The sequence below is a fragment of the Pseudomonas sp. 28 E 9 genome (assembly GCF_900004785.1).
Taxonomy (GTDB): Bacteria; Pseudomonadota; Gammaproteobacteria; order Pseudomonadales; family Pseudomonadaceae; genus Aquipseudomonas; species Aquipseudomonas orientalis_A.
In genome coordinates this window covers 77,066-91,371 of sequence record NZ_CVTK01000016.1, presented here as the reverse complement: position 1 = coordinate 91,371, position 14,306 = coordinate 77,066, and the positions used below count along the sequence as shown (strand labels likewise).

The following is a 14,306-nucleotide window of genomic DNA, read 5'->3' as shown; positions in this document are numbered from 1 at the left end:
CAGTGCGGCTAACCCGGCGTCCTGCCGGGTTACCCACGGATTCAAGCCTGCGTTCGGCCAGCGTGGTTTGACGGGGCGCCTGAGATCAAAAGCAAAAGCGCGGCGGCCTTAGAGCCGACCGGTGTCACTTGCCGGTCCGCGATCCAAATGTGGGAGGGGCGGTGCGACGATTCGACTTGCCCCCGATGGCGTCCTCTAGGCCGCCGCAATGGGTCATCCCTTGCCCAGTGCGGCTAACCCGGCGTCCTGCCGGGTTACCCACGGACTCAAGCCTGCGTTCGGCCAGCGTGGTTTGACGGGGCGCCTGAGATCAAGATCAAAAGCCAGATCAAGAGCGGCTCGCTTCGCATCGTGGTTAGCGTTGGGCACTACAGCGTTGTGTAGATACCTATGGCTATCGGGCAAGCCGCATCGATGAACCTTCGAGCCTTTCAGCGCTCACTTATGAGGTGGCACTGTTTTTCGTCGAAAGGAATCTGCATGCACCCCACCTCGGCAATCACCCCGGTAGAACGTGAACTCAGCCTGCGCGCGGTCATCACCGGGATCCTGCTCGGTATCCTGCTCACGCCGTCCAATGTGTACGCCGGCCTCAAGATCGGCTGGTCGTTCAACATGTCGATCATCGCGTTGCTGATCGGCTACGCGATCTGGCAGGGCCTGGCCAAACGCTCTGCTGCGCCATTGCCGTGGACGCTGCACGAAAGCAATATCAACCAGACCGTCGCTTCGGCCGCGGCGTCGATCATTTCCGGTGGGCTGGTCGCGCCCATCCCGGCCTACACCTTGCTTACGGGCAATCAGCTGGAGGCGATCCCGATGATCGCCTGGGTGTTTTCCGTGAGCTTCCTGGGGATCTGGATCGCGTGGTACCTGCGGCCCTCATTGCTCAACGACAAGGCGCTGAAGTTTCCCGAAGGCATGGCCACCCTGGAGACCCTTCTGCATATCTACAACCACGGTCGCGAAGCGGCGACTCGCTTGAAAGTGCTGCTCGGCGCCGCGTTGCTGTCGGGGTCGGTCAAGTGGGTGGATACCTTCCTGTGGGCATTGCCGCGCTGGTCGCCGACGGCCCAGTTGGAACGCCTGACGTTTACCACCGACCCGTCGCTGTTGCTGCTCGGTTTTGGCGGCATCATCGGCCTGCGCGTGGGCCTGACCTTGCTGCTCGGCGCGTTGCTGGCCTGGGGCGGGTTGGGGCCCTGGCTGTTGGCGCAGGGGCTGGTGCACGTTGCGCCGGGCAGCAGCGGGCCGCAATTCGCCGCACTGGTGGAGTGGCTGCTGTGGCCCGGCGTGAGCCTGATGGTCTGTTCTACCCTGGCGTCCCTGGCGATTCGCTTGTGGGCATTGCACCGAACCACCCGCGCGGACGGCGGCACGCCCTGGACCCTGCCAAAGCCGGGCCCGGCTGCGGGGTTTGCCCTGGCGATCATCCTGGTCGTGAGCCTGCAGGCGCTGCTGTTCGGCATCAACCCGTGGATGGCGCTGCTCACCATCCCCCTGGCCATCTGCCTGGCCGCCGTGGCCGCGCGGGTGGTGGGCGCCACCGGCATTCCGCCGATTGGCGCAATTGGGCAATTGTCCCAGCTGAGTTTCGGCATCGTTGCGCCGGGGCAGGTACCGATCAACCTGATGAGCGCCAACACGGCCGGCGGTTCGGCCGGGCAATGCACCGACTTGATGAATGACTTCAAGGTCGGCAAGGCGATTGGCGCCACCCCTCACAAGCAGGTGATTGCGCAGGTCCTGGGGATTTTTGTCGGCAGTATCGTCGGTGTATTCGCCTACCTGGCGCTGATCCCCGACCCACAGACCATGCTCCTCACCGAACAATGGCCGGCCCCGGCCGTCGCCACCTGGAAAGCCGTGGCGCAAACCCTGACCCACGGGCTGGACTCGTTATCGCCGAGCATTCGCTGGGCCATCGCCATCGCGGGCTTGATCGGCGTGTTGCTGGGTGTGCTCGACAGCACCTTGTCTGCGCATCGCGCGCGCTATCTGCCCAGCGCCGCCGCCCTGGGATTGGCGTTTGTACTGCCGGCGTCCATTTCGCTGATGATGGCTTTGGGAGCGGTGCTGACCTGGTTGGTCAGCTGTCGTCGGCCACGTCTTACCGAACGTTTTGCGATTACCGCGGCGGCCGGGCTTATTGCCGGCGAGAGCATCACCGGCGTTGGGGCTTCGTTGTGGCAAATGATGGTGCAGGCGGGCTGATAGGCAAATCGCGCAGCTATTGCCCAATGGAACTGTTCGTGGACGGCCGCCACTCATCTCTCGCCGGTCTCACGTTCGCTGAGCAGGGCGCCAACGGATAACTCAGGGACGCCAGTTATAACTCCAGAAGCAAGGCTGCTTACGCTGAGGGGATAGGCCGTGAGTTCTGATATTGCGAAAATACTCCGCGAAACCTTGTTGGACCTTGGCGTACCCCAGGAACGTCTCGGCTCCTTTGATCGCCACTCCTCGATCGCGCTTAACTTTAAAACGATCAGCCCGATCATGCTCACTGCCGACCGTCATGGGGTGTGGATGTGGAGTGAGTTGAAAAATCTGAACAGCGCCACGCTGAATATCCATGCGGAAAAACTGCTGCTTTCCCTGCAACACGCATTGCCATCGGTGGTGACCGGCCAGCCGGTGTTGGGCAAAGGTCTGCGCGGTTACGAAGTCAAAGCCCTGCTGGACGACGCGTGCACGGGGTCGGCCAAAACATTGCAGATTGCGTTGGATGGTTTTTTCAACCTGATGACATCGCTGCACAGCATTTTCAAATAAACCGTCGCAACGACGCTCGCCGCCTTATTCAAAGGTAGAGGCAACCACTATGCTGATCAATAATGATAACGGCTCCAGCGCGGCGGCCCAATTGCAGGCTAACGCTGGTAATCGGGTGTTGAAGAATGTCGAGTTTGTGAAGAATTTCGACTCCATAAAAAACAAACCTATTGAAGTCACTTCCAATGCCCTGCCCACGGTCACGCTCAAAGCCGACGGGCAAGCGCGCCCCGTCGGTTTTCTGTACGACGGCCCGCAGGTCGCGCAAATCAGGAACGGTGCTATTTATAACGCCGTAATTGACAGTGATATCGTGGAAAAACACTCCCAGGACCGTATCGCGCCGGGCAAGGCGTCCATCAAGGATGGCGCGCTGAGCCTGGGCTTGAACAGGTTCAGGATCGCGGAGCCGGCTGAAACCGAAACCCAGAAGATCCTTACCCGACTGCGTGGCATTACCGATCCGGAGCAGCGTAGAGCTGAGCTGACCAAGCTGGTCGCCAACGGCTCCCCGCACGCAGCCGAAGGTTCGATGAGGCTGAAAATGGTCAACGACCCGGTGCGGCGCGCATTCGAAAGTTACTATGCCAAGCATGCCCTGCAAGATTATTTCCGTTCGCCGGAAACCTATAAAACCTTTGTCGCTATCTCAAACAATCAGGTCAATTACATCAAGGACAACTACGTGTCTGCGCAGTTGTTCGAGAAATACGAGGCCGCCTGGAAGAACCAGCGTTTCGACACGAGCATCGAGGGTTTGGATCAACTCCAGGGTTTCTATACGCGTGCCGAGAAAACCCTGGAAACCCTGAATATCTCTCCCGAGGCCAGGACGGCCTTGTTTGATATCTACAAACACCGTTATTTAAGTTACGCGCTGAGGAATGAGCCGGATGTCGCGGCAAAACTCCCGGCGGGCCATTGGGACGGCGTGTTTGATCCCATCAAGGCACCCGGAAAAGGCCGTATTGAACTCAACGCCCGAGAAGGTAATTTGTTCAGGCAGGCAGACAGTCATAACGTCGGTATTTTGCGAAATATCGATGCGACCCCCCGGGACTTGCGCCTGAATGAGCCTTTCAATATCAAATATGAAAGCGATTACCAGAGCCAGTTGCTGGCCGGCGCCAGCACCCGTTGCCCCGACAGGCTTGAGATGCAGGATCCCGAGCATCCGGATGCATCCAAGCCGGGTTCTTATGTGAAGACCTTGTTTGAAAAAGGCACGGGGACTTACGTTAACGGGCCGTCGGGTTCGATTGTGATCGAACAGGGGGCGGTGCGTGCCTGCAAGGATGTGCATGCCAATACCCGGCCGGACGACCTTGAAGCCTATTTGGCCATTCAATCCGCGCTGTTCATTTATGTGGATGGCGGGCATTCGATGGATGAAATTTCATATGCGCTGGCCCATCCGGCTGTACGCGGCAAATTGCTTGAAACGTTCCCGGGAAGGCCCGGCTTCGAGCACATCGGCGATAGGCTTTTCATGAATGACAGCGCCCTGGAAAACGCCGCCAGGGACGCCGCGGTCTTCAATGAGGTGCTCAAGGCCAAGGATGCCGTGCATCAACACATCACCCATGGCAACCCGGCGGGCCAGTCCGCTCAGGCGACCACCAAAGCGTTGGCGTTGGCACAGACTGTCGCGGCGCGAAACGTGCTCTACAAGCCCGGCGACGTCTTGACTCAAGAGCTGGCCGGTGCCGCCAGCGTCTTGCACCGTGTGGTCTCGAACCTGAGCCCGCAGCATCAGGGCACGCTGGGCGCTCATTTATTGGGGGAAGGCAGGCTGTTGGCGGGGAAGACAACGGATGACTTGCTGGCAGCATTGGCGCGCGCCGCCAGCGGATCGGCAAGCGCCACCGATAGAGCGGTGGCCATCGCATTGATGGGCGATATCGGCGGGTTTTACACCACCCCCGGCAACGCGGACCAGGGACTGATGACGGCGCTCAACCGGCAGCTCCAGGCACAGGGGCTGCAAGTGCCGGATGCCGCCGCCGTCCAGCGCATGCGCGAGCACGGCGGCTCTGCGGCGGTAGGCCCGGATAAGCGCGCTGAACGAAAAGTCCGTTCGTTCGATTCGCCTGCCGACATGCCTTTTCGGGCAGGCGTGCATAACAGCGGGCTGGAGGCGGATAAAGCACTCAATGTGCCGGCATCCGAGCGTATTCCTGATAATCGCTGGGCGGTTTTCGATATCGGTACGGCTCGCATCAAGGAAACCGCCGAGCCGCTTGTCGGGCATATGTCAGCCTCGCCGGCCGAAATTTTGCAGACCTGGGACATGCTGCGCGGGGTGAGCGCGAGCGATCAATACGTGGGCGCGCTGCCCGCTCGGGACGGTAGCGGGCTCACGCCTATGTCGAATTTGACGCCGGCCGAGCAGGCGCAGCGTTATGCGCGTGCGGCTGGGACCGGCGCGTTTTTGGTCGGCCTGGGTTATCACAGCGCAGTCGAAGTGCTTGAGGGAACGTTGGTTTATACCGGGCAGAGCATCAGAGGCGAAGGCACACTGGACCCCTCCCAGCGTGACTCCGCGCATGTCTTCGGGCACGGAGCGGCCACCGAACTCATGAGCGAATTATTCAAGGCCGGTACCGCAACCTGAGGAGCGGTCGGTTGCAGGCGCCGGCTCGCCAGCCGCCGTAACCGATCGGCAAATGTCGAGATCAGACACGATGATGGCGTACTCAGGCTACTTTGGCCCGGCGCAGCGCCCTTAAGGTGAGGGGTATTGGTCGCCCGAGAACAACAAAAACAATGAATAGCCTAAATTCCAACGATTCCAACGGTCAGTTGGCGCAGGGTTTCAAGCCGCGCCACGTCACCATGTTGTCCATCGCAGGCATCATCGGCGCGGGGTTATTTGTCGGTTCCGGCCATGCCATCGCGGCGGCGGGGCCGGCAGTGTTGCTGGCGTATCTGTTCTCCGGCCTGCTGGTGGTGCTGGTGATGCGCATGCTCGGGGAAATGGCGGTGGCGCGTCCCGACACCGGATCCTTTTCCACCTACGCCGACCAGGCCATCGGCCGTTGGGCGGGCTTTACCATCGGCTGGCTGTATTGGTGGTTCTGGGTGTTGGTGATTCCGATCGAGGCGCTGGCTGCCGGTTATGTACTCAATCAGTGGTTTCCCCAGGTTGATGCGTGGCTGTTCGCCTTGTTGTCGATCATCCTGCTGGTGATCACCAACCTGTTCAGCGTGGCCAAGTACGGTGAATTCGAATTCTGGTTCGCGATGGCCAAGGTGATCGCCATCATCGGGTTTATCGGCCTTGGATTCAGCGTGCTGATGGGCTGGGTGCCTGATCACGAAGCCAGTGGCTTGAGCCGGTTGATGGAGGAGCACGGTGGTTTTGCGCCTAACGGTTTGTCGGCGGTGGTCGGGGCGTTCATTACCATCATGTTCAGTTTTATCGGTACGGAGGCGGTGACCATCGCCGCGGCCGAATCGAGTAATCCGGCGCAGAACATCGCCAGGGCGACACGCTCGGTGATCTGGCGCATCGGTGTGTTTTACCTGCTGTCGATCTTCGTCGTTATCTCCGTGGTGCCCTGGAACGACCCGTTGCTGGCGTCCGTGGGTTCCTATCAGCGCGCGCTGGAATTGATGAACGTCCCCAACGCCAAATTCATGGTCGACGTGGTGGTGTTGATCGCCGTTGCCAGTTGCATGAACTCCTCGATCTACATTTCCTCGCGCATGCTGTTCTCCCTGGGTAAACGCGGCGACGCGCCTGCGGCGCTTAAACGCACCTCAGCCGCAGGCGTGCCCAGGGCGGCGGTGATTGCCAGCACCATCATCGGCGCGGGGGTGACGCTGCTGAGCTACTTCATGCCCGCCGGTCTGTTCCAGTTTCTGCTCGCCAGCTCCGGTGCCATCGCGTTGCTGGTGTACCTGGTCATCGCCATCTCGCAACTGCGCATGCGGCGGATGCTGCTCAGGCAGAACGTCGAGCTGGCCTTTCGTATGTGGCTGTTTCCCTGGCTGACTTACCTGGTGATCGTGTTCATCTGCGCAGCATTGGCCGTGATGATGGTGACGCCGGAGCACCGCACGGAAGTGTCCTCGACCATTGGCCTGGCCTTGCTGATCTCCTTGATCGGCGTGGTCACGGCGCGTCAGCACGGGCAGTCGGCCAAGGCCATTGTGGTTGAGCCCTCTTGATCACGCGTGCGGAGTACTGTGATGGAACCTGACGCGCCTGCCTGCAAGACCCTCGGCTTTTTGCTGCTGGACCAATTCACCCTGATATCGCTGTCCTGTGCGGTCGAGCCCTTGCGCATGGCCAATCAACTGGCCGGTGAGGAACTCTATCGCTGGCGCACCCTCAGCCTTAACGGTGAACCGGTGTGGGCGAGCGATGGCGTGTCGGTCACACCGGATGCGGTGGCGCATGAACAGCGCGACCTGGACGCCGTGATCGTGTGTGGCGGCGTGGGCATCCAACAGGCCGCCACACCCGCGCACATCACCTGGTTGCGCAACCAGGCGCGTCTGTATTGCAACCGCCTCGGCGCGGTGTGCACCGGCAGTTGGGCGCTGGCCAGGGCGGGCTTGCTCGATGGTTTCCAGTGCAGCGTGCATTGGGAGCTGATGGCCTCCATGCAAGAAGCCTTTCCCCGTGTCACGGTCAGCGCCAGCGTCTTCTCCCTCGATGGCAACCGCTTCACCAGTTCGGGCGGCACCGCCCCGTTGGACATGATGCTGCACCTGATCGGGCGCGATCACGGGCATGAACTGTCGGCGGCGATTTCGCAGATGTTTGTGTACGAGCGCATCCGCAACGAGCGCGACACCCAGCGCGTGCCGCTCAAGCATCTGCTGGGCACGCAACAGCCCAAGCTGCAGGAAGTGGTGGCCTTGATGGAAGCCAACCTGGAAGAACCCATCGACCTGGATGAACTGGCCGCGTTCGTCCAGGTATCGCGGCGCCAGCTGGAGCGCATGTTCCAGCGCTACCTGTACTGCACGCCGTCGCGCTACTACCTCAAGCTTCGCCTGACCCGGGCTCGCCAGTTACTCATGCAGACGCCTATCTCGATGGTGGAGCTTGCGGCGATCTGCGGCTTTGTGTCCACGCCGCACTTTTCCAAGTGCTATCGGGACTTCTTCGGCGTGGCACCCAGTGACGAACGCTCGGACATGCGCCTGCGCCTGCCGATTGCGCCGCGCCCTGTGGCCAGGCCGGGGGCGCCGGCCAAACCCAAGAACATACTGGAGCAGGCACGGGAAGAATCGACGTTTGCCAGTGTGAAGATTCAGCGGCGTTGAAGGGGACGGGGCATGCTGCGTTAGCCTTGGCTCTGGCGACGAAAACTATCGACATGCCGCCGCTCGCCACTACCGCACCCGCGAACGGCTCTGCACCGCCAGGTCCAGCGCCTTTTGCATATCCAACCGCGCCGAGCGCCCCACGTCCTTGTCATTGAGCTGGTAATTGCGCTCCGACGGCAGGATCGGTGCCGTGAGGTCCTGGGCGTCGCTGCGTTCAAAGTCGTGGTTATCGCCGATCGCCAGGGCGCTGCGGCGCAACAGCATGCGCAGCTGTTCGGGCTGCAACTGCGGGTTGATCGACAGCATCGCCGCCAGCAGGCCGGCGACCATCGGCGTGGCGTAGGAGGTGCCGCAATGCACGGCGCCTTCCTGGTCGGCGCCTTTTGTTGAAGCGTGAGCGCAGGCGGCGGCGGTGATGTCGACGCGCATGTCCACGTTCGAAGAGCTGCGCGTGACGGCGTAGGCGGGATCATCAACGGCAACGTCGTTGCGCTCATTGCGCTGGTGCCCACCCACCACCAGCAATTGCTCGGTGACGAAGGAGGAGGGCAGGCGGTACTCGTCGCTGCCCGAGAAGGCCGAACCGTTACCGGCGGAGTTCACCACGATCACGTCGGGGTGTTCCTTGCGCAGCCACAGGAAGAACTCTTCGAGCAGTTCTTCGTAGCCGCTCATGGCTATTCCTGAACGCACCAGCGAGTCGACGTCATGGCCGTTGACGTCCTTGGTGCCGACGCGATGAACGCCCCAGCTCCAGTTGAGCACGCGCACGCCGTCCTCCACGAGGTTGACTGATGCGGCGATGTTGGCGGTGATTCCAGCATCGGAGTTGCGCTCGACAATCACCTCAAAGCCCCCGCCGGCCTTGTCCAGGCCACGCAAAAAGCCGGTATTGCCGCCGTTGTTCCAGCCTGCCGCGAGGATGCCGGCGACGGTGGTGCCATGGCTGTCCGCCGAACCCGTATCGCCCGCGTAGACGCAGGTGCGCCGGGGCGCGCAGGCGCCCAGGTAGTCAGCGAAATCTGCCGTGTCGAAATCCACGCCGCGCTCGATCACCCCGATGCGCACCGGTTGCGGCACGATGGGCGTGTGCTGGCCCGGGATGCGTCGCTGGTAATAGGCCACCGCATCGAGAAAGCGGTTGGCGGCCCATTCATCGGAGTCGGGCGCCGGCTTCTTCGGCGCCTCACGGCGAGGGGCGGCGTGCTCGGCTTCTTCGGCGGCGGACTCTTCGATGACCACCGCATCGACGCTGGTCTCGCTGCCCAGGCGCAGCACCAGGGCGTCGCGCTGGATCAGGTCGGTGGCGGGCAGGCGCAGTTGAAAAACGTTCAGCGGCGCGATACTGCCCACCACCGTCGCCCCGTATTTGCGCGCCAGGCGCTCGGCTTCCTGGCGGCCATTCTGGTCCTCTTCGATCAGTACGCTGACCAGATCGACATAGGTGGTCAGGCCGTCCATGTTCTTCGCCACTTCGCTGGGCCCGGCGGCCACTACCTGGCTGTTGCGCAGGCTCAGCCAGGCGGCGTTGCTGGCGCGCGGGCCGTCTTCGAGCCACAGCGGGCCGCTCTGGTAGCGGCGGCTGTCCAGGCGCAGGCGCAGGTGGTCGCCGTCGCGCTGCACGGCGTCCTGCGGCAGCACCGTGCCGCCCAGTTTCAATTGCGCGGTGGTATCGCCCATGCCGCGCACGCGCAGGCACCAGTCCTGCTGTTGGTTTTCCAGCAGGTCACCGCAGCGTTTCAGCTGTTCCAGGCGCAGCGGTTCCTGGGAGGCGAGCGCCGTACCGGCGGCCAGGCTCAACAGCATCGCGAAAGCGGAAGGTGTCAGGGGCATCAGTGGGTTCCTTGCGGGGCTTGATAGTGCGACTGCGCCATCCGCCCCTTCGTTCAGCGTAACCCCGTTGAACTCCCCCTCAAAAGACTCACTCATAACTGACGAGGGACTGCACATGACGGATGTGACAATGACCCAACCACACTCCACCACCCCTGGCGCGCTGTTCGAAACCGACCTGCCCGCACGCCTGGACCGCCTGCCCTGGGGCCGCTTCCACACCTTGCTGGTGTTCGCCCTGGGCATTACCTGGCTGCTCGACGGTCTTGAGGTGACCCTGGCGGGTTCAGTGTCCGGTGCGCTGAAAAGCAGCACGGGCTTGAATTTCAGCAACGTTGACATCGGCCTCGCCGGTGGCATCTACATCGCCGGCGCGGTGCTGGGTGCGCTGCTGTTCGGTTGGCTTACTGACCGCCTGGGCCGGCGCAAACTGTTCTTCATCACCCTGTGGCTCTATGTCGGCGCCACCGCCGCCACGGCATTTTCCTTCAACCTGGAAAGCTTTCTGCTGTTCCGCTTCCTCACCGGCATGGGCATCGGCGGCGAATACACGGCGATCAACTCGACCATCCAGGAATTCACCCCGGCACGCTATCGCGGCTGGGTCGACCTGACCATCAACGGCACCTTCTGGCTGGGCGCCGCCCTCGGCGCCGGCGGTGCCATTGTGCTGCTCGACCCGCAGATCGTCGGCGGCGACCTCGGCTGGCGCCTGTGCTTCGGCATCGGTGCCGCGTTGGGCCTGGTCATCCTGGTGATGCGGCTGTGGTTGCCGGAGAGCCCGCGCTGGTTGTTGATCCACGGCCGCCACGCCGAAGCACAGCGCATCGTCGACGGCATCGAGGCGCGCCTGCGCGAACAGGGCCATGCGCTGGCACCCGTCACCAGTCCGCCGCTGCGCCTGCATGCCCGCGACCACACGCCACTGGCGGAAATTTTCCACACCCTGTTCGTCAGCTATCGTCGTCGCGCCCTGGTCGGCATGACCCTGCTCACCGCCCAGGCATTTTTCTACAACGCGATCTTTTTCACCTACGCGCTGGTGCTCACCGACTTCTACCAGGTGCCTGCCGAGCACGTCGGCTGGTACGTGCTGCCTCTGGCCCTTGGCAACTTCTGCGGGCCGCTGCTGCTCGGCCGGCTGTTCGACGTGATCGGTCGGCGCGTGATGATCAGCTTTACCTACGCCACCTCCGGCGTGTTGCTGGCGCTCAGCGGCTATGCCTTCCAGCAAGGCTGGTTCGACGTGACCGAGCAAGCCATCGCCTGGATGGTGATTTTCTTCTTCGCCTCGGCAGCGGCGAGTTCGGCGTACCTGACCGTGGCGGAGACCTTTCCCCTGGAGATACGCGCGCTGGCGATTGCCGTGTTCTACGCGTTCGGCACGGGGCTGGGCGGGATCATCGGGCCGACGTTATTTGGCGAGTTGATCCAGACGCAGCAGCGAAGCAGCCTGTTGATCGGCTACCTGATCGGCGCGGCGCTGATGCTCATCGCAGCGGTGGTGCAGGCGATCTGGGGCGTGGCGGCTGAGCGCAAGGCCCTGGAACAGGTGGCGCGGCCGTTGTCGCAGGCGGCTGGGTAAGGGGCATTTCAACGGCGGTTGGTTACAACTGTTAACGGTTTTCGCGGGCTATTCGATTTAGGCTGTGGTACGCGAATCCCATCTGCTACAGAGCGCATTCCCATGAACCTGCACGCTATCGCCGCCACGCTTCTCGTTTTCGCCGCCGCCCAGGCGCACGCCGCCACGCCGATCACCCATGTGGCGATCTATCGAGGCCCGGCAGGTTGTGCCGACTGTTCGCAAAACGTCAAGGCGGCGTTGCTGCGCCTGGACCCGCATTACCAGATCGATTTTGTCGGCGCCGATGAACCGGTCGACATCACCCCGCAAACCCTCGCGCGCTACGACCTCTACGTTCAACCGGGGGGCGGCCAGGACATCCCGGCCGCGCTGGACAGCCTGGGCGATGCGCGCGCCGATGCCATCCGCGATTACGTCGCCGGGGGCGGGCGCTACCTGGGGTTGTGCATGGGCGCTTACCTGGCCGATGACAACAACCTCGGCTTGATTACCCAGGACCTCGACAGCGAAGCAGGCCGGCCAGGCTTTGAAGTGAGCGGCATCGAAGACGCCGCCGTACGCGTCACCTGGGACGGCAAGCCGGATACGGTGTTCTACCAGGATGGCCCGTACTTCCCCAAGGCCACCTCGACCTCCGCGTATACCACCCTGGCGACCTACCAGAACGGCGACGTGGCGGCCGCGCGTTACACCTATAAAAAGGGCGTGGTGGTGCTCAGCGGTCCCCATCCGGAAGCCGGGCAGGCCTGGTTCGAGGACGCCGACATCCCACTGGACAAGATGCCGCGTGGGAACCTGTTCGGCACGCTGATACGCAGCGTGCAAGAGTAAGGCTTGCTGGCCCGAGCGCGCCTAAAGATCGAGCCCTTTACGTCGATAACCTCCATGAACCCGCCAATCATGGACCGATTGAAATGTCACTTTCCGTCAGCGCTGCCCATCTAGCCCCAGCCAACACGCGCCTTGCGCCTTCCGAGCAGGCACTCACGCCCCAGGCGCCGTCCGAGGCCGCCGGCCAGGCCTTGGCAAACGCCGGCCCGGCGGCTATTTATCATCCCAGCGAAGCCGCCCAAACCCTGCGCGAACCGCCGCAGGTGATCGACACCTGGATCGGCCGCTCTGAATCGCCAGAGTTTCCGCGCTTTGCCGAGCGTTTCAATGGTGCACAAGCCGTGCTGAAAAGCGCCTTCACCGCATTCGAATCAACGTTGGCCAGCACCGCACCTGACCTGGCCGCAACCGATTACGGCTTTACCGTCGAAGCCGACGGCCGCTTGAAAGTGCTCGACAAGGCCGGTCAGCTAGGCGAAGCGAACATCAAACGCCTCACCGTTCTACTCAACGGCTCCGCCGAGCTGAAAACCGCCGCCGTGGCCTACCGCAACGCCACCATCGACATGACGGACGCGGGCTCGCCCTGGTCCGGCAGTGTCATGGGCTACTACAGCGTGACCAACGAAAACTTCGCCAAATCCATCGACCTGGCGCCGATGCTCAGAACCTATGACCCGTCGGATCTGACGGACATCAAGGATCGGTTTTTGGTGACCCAGTTGGCGTACAAGGGGGAGCGGGCGACGGAGGAGACGGAGAGGGCGATGCTTGAGCGACGTGCGGGGCAGGGGATGAATGCGCAAGTCTGACGCGATGTGATTGTTCGTCGTGACACTTCGCTTGTGCATTTCAGGGGCCGAAAGCGGCCCCTTTCTTCGCCAGCCGGTTTACCATGCTCGCCCGGCAGTGGTTACACGCGCTACCGACCTCATTCTTAAAGGTACCGCCATGTCCATCGACCAAATCTCCCTGCCCAAAGGCGTAGGCCCGCACGCCGCCAAACTCCTGGACGCCATCACCGGCGCTGCCACCCACGAAGAACTCAACCGCGCCGGCGGCAAGGCCGAAGGGTTCGTGCTGGGCCTGGAGTCCACCAAGGCCATCAAAAGCCAGATCGCCGAGTCTTTGTACGTGGCTTACGATGACGCGGCGAGCAATCGTGCCGGCGAGTTGAAGGGCTGAAGGTACGACGGTCCTGCTGCCGGTTTTTCCGCCACCTGGGCCCCGCCTCAAGGCAACGCTCAGGTTGTTTGCCGGTCCTTGCAGTCCAGGGCCAGTTCGGTGAGGGCGATCATGCGCTCGTAGCGCACAATCATGAATTGCACGTAACAGCACATCACGAAGAAAAAGGTATAGATCGCCGGTATCGCCAGTAACCACGCCGTACGCTCAGCAATGCCTACCCTGACAAGTATATCGTCCAAGCTTAAAAGGGCACCGACGAGCGCCAGCAAGCCCGGGATAATACCGACCTTCTCCAGCGCGCCCGTCACCATATGCGTGCGTTTTTCCAGGCTGTCGCGCTCGCTTTTCAGTTCCAGCGCACCCAGCTTCAGCGTCTCGCGCGAGAGGGTTGCCAATTGCGGTAAATAACGGGCCTCTACCTGCATGAGCGTTTTGACGTTCAACTCCAGCAGGTTGGCGAAGGGCGCGGTGAACACTTTTTTCAGCGAGTCGCGGTACAGCAACACCCCCAGCAGCGGGTAGAAAAACATCGCCAGGTAAGATAGCGCGATCAGCCCCGCACTCGCGTTGTACAGCCAGTAGGCTTGAGTCCATTTGCCAATAATGGTCAGCGGTATGGCCAGAATCGATGGCCCGACCAGGGCAAACCAGAAATAGGCTCTGTCGAGCCGGGCATCCTTGCCTGCCCGAGTTTGCTGGCGTTTGCTGCGCAGCGCTTGTTTGTAGGTTTGCTCGATCTCGGCGTTGATTTGCAGGTATTTTTCGATTTCCGTGGTCACTGGCTTTCCTTCATGCCTGCTGGGGGATT

At 62.0% G+C, this 14,306-nt stretch carries 11 protein-coding genes; 9 read left to right on the top strand and 2 right to left on the bottom strand.

The window, feature by feature from the left end; translation table 11 throughout:
- Positions 1 to 480 precede the first annotated feature (480 nt).
- The 5 genes from BFQ00_RS03335 to BFQ00_RS03315 all read left to right on the top strand — a co-directional run bounded on the left by BFQ00_RS03335 (position 481) and on the right by BFQ00_RS03315 (position 8,055).
- Positions 481 to 2,214 carry an OPT family oligopeptide transporter gene (locus tag BFQ00_RS03335; RefSeq protein ID WP_065932592.1) on the top strand — a complete coding sequence of 578 codons (1,734 nt, stop codon included), beginning with the start codon at positions 481 to 483 and terminating at the stop codon, positions 2,212 to 2,214.
- 159 nt (positions 2,215 to 2,373) lie between these two features.
- Positions 2,374 to 2,775, top strand: coding sequence for an InvB/SpaK family type III secretion system chaperone (locus tag BFQ00_RS03330; RefSeq protein ID WP_065884205.1), 402 nt, complete (start codon positions 2,374 to 2,376; stop codon positions 2,773 to 2,775).
- A 49-nt stretch (positions 2,776 to 2,824) separates the two neighbouring features.
- Positions 2,825 to 5,389, top strand: a complete 2,565-nt coding sequence (locus BFQ00_RS28885) for a hypothetical protein (RefSeq protein WP_130184416.1) — start codon at positions 2,825 to 2,827, stop codon at positions 5,387 to 5,389.
- A 152-nt stretch (positions 5,390 to 5,541) separates the two neighbouring features.
- Entirely contained in the window at positions 5,542 to 6,948 is a 1,407-nt protein-coding gene (gabP, locus tag BFQ00_RS03320) for a GABA permease (protein WP_065932591.1), read from the top strand.
- Between the two features lie 21 nt (positions 6,949 to 6,969).
- Positions 6,970 to 8,055 (top strand): choline metabolism transcriptional regulator GbdR, encoded by a 1,086-nt coding sequence (locus BFQ00_RS03315; protein ID WP_065932590.1) that lies wholly within the window; start codon positions 6,970 to 6,972, stop codon positions 8,053 to 8,055.
- Positions 8,056 to 8,124: 69 nt separating this feature from the next.
- Here BFQ00_RS03315 and BFQ00_RS03310 read toward each other — a convergent pair whose 3' ends face one another.
- Positions 8,125 to 9,891, bottom strand: coding sequence for a S8/S53 family peptidase (locus BFQ00_RS03310; RefSeq protein ID WP_065932589.1), 1,767 nt, complete (start codon positions 9,889 to 9,891; stop codon positions 8,125 to 8,127).
- A gap of 130 nt (positions 9,892 to 10,021) precedes the next feature.
- Between BFQ00_RS03310 and BFQ00_RS03305 the strand changes: the two genes are divergently transcribed.
- From BFQ00_RS03305 to BFQ00_RS03290, 4 genes are all read left to right on the top strand, one after another.
- Positions 10,022 to 11,476, top strand: coding sequence for an MFS transporter (locus BFQ00_RS03305; protein ID WP_065932588.1), 1,455 nt, complete (start codon positions 10,022 to 10,024; stop codon positions 11,474 to 11,476).
- Positions 11,477 to 11,578: 102 nt separating this feature from the next.
- Positions 11,579 to 12,310, top strand: coding sequence for a BPL-N domain-containing protein (locus tag BFQ00_RS03300; protein ID WP_065895502.1), 732 nt, complete (start codon positions 11,579 to 11,581; stop codon positions 12,308 to 12,310).
- An 83-nt stretch (positions 12,311 to 12,393) separates the two neighbouring features.
- Entirely contained in the window at positions 12,394 to 13,122 is a 729-nt protein-coding gene (locus BFQ00_RS03295) for a hypothetical protein (RefSeq protein ID WP_065932587.1), read from the top strand.
- Between the two features lie 139 nt (positions 13,123 to 13,261).
- Entirely contained in the window at positions 13,262 to 13,495 is a 234-nt protein-coding gene (locus BFQ00_RS03290; RefSeq protein ID WP_017136893.1) for a hypothetical protein, read from the top strand.
- Positions 13,496 to 13,554: 59 nt separating this feature from the next.
- On the opposite strand, the gene BFQ00_RS03285 is transcribed toward BFQ00_RS03290, so the two are convergent.
- Complete coding sequence (locus tag BFQ00_RS03285; RefSeq protein ID WP_065932586.1) at positions 13,555 to 14,277, bottom strand: hypothetical protein; 723 nt, start codon at positions 14,275 to 14,277, stop codon at positions 13,555 to 13,557.
- Positions 14,278 to 14,306: the final 29 nt, after the last annotated feature.

What these genes read in the sequence shown, in the direction of transcription:
- BFQ00_RS03335 (WP_065932592.1), top strand. Translation starts at nt 481, where the DNA reads ATGCACCCCACCTCGGCAATCACCCCGGTAGAACGTGAACTCAGCCTG.
- BFQ00_RS28885 (WP_130184416.1), top strand. Translation starts at nt 2,825, where the DNA reads ATGCTGATCAATAATGATAACGGCTCCAGCGCGGCGGCCCAATTGCAG.
- BFQ00_RS03300 (WP_065895502.1), top strand. Translation starts at nt 11,579, where the DNA reads ATGAACCTGCACGCTATCGCCGCCACGCTTCTCGTTTTCGCCGCCGCC.
- gabP (WP_065932591.1), top strand. Translation starts at nt 5,542, where the DNA reads ATGAATAGCCTAAATTCCAACGATTCCAACGGTCAGTTGGCGCAGGGT.
- BFQ00_RS03295 (WP_065932587.1), top strand. Translation starts at nt 12,394, where the DNA reads ATGTCACTTTCCGTCAGCGCTGCCCATCTAGCCCCAGCCAACACGCGC.
- BFQ00_RS03315 (WP_065932590.1), top strand. Translation starts at nt 6,970, where the DNA reads ATGGAACCTGACGCGCCTGCCTGCAAGACCCTCGGCTTTTTGCTGCTG.
- BFQ00_RS03290 (WP_017136893.1), top strand. Translation starts at nt 13,262, where the DNA reads ATGTCCATCGACCAAATCTCCCTGCCCAAAGGCGTAGGCCCGCACGCC.
- BFQ00_RS03305 (WP_065932588.1), top strand. Translation starts at nt 10,022, where the DNA reads ATGACCCAACCACACTCCACCACCCCTGGCGCGCTGTTCGAAACCGAC.
- BFQ00_RS03310 (WP_065932589.1), bottom strand. Translation starts at nt 9,891, where the DNA reads ATGCCCCTGACACCTTCCGCTTTCGCGATGCTGTTGAGCCTGGCCGCC.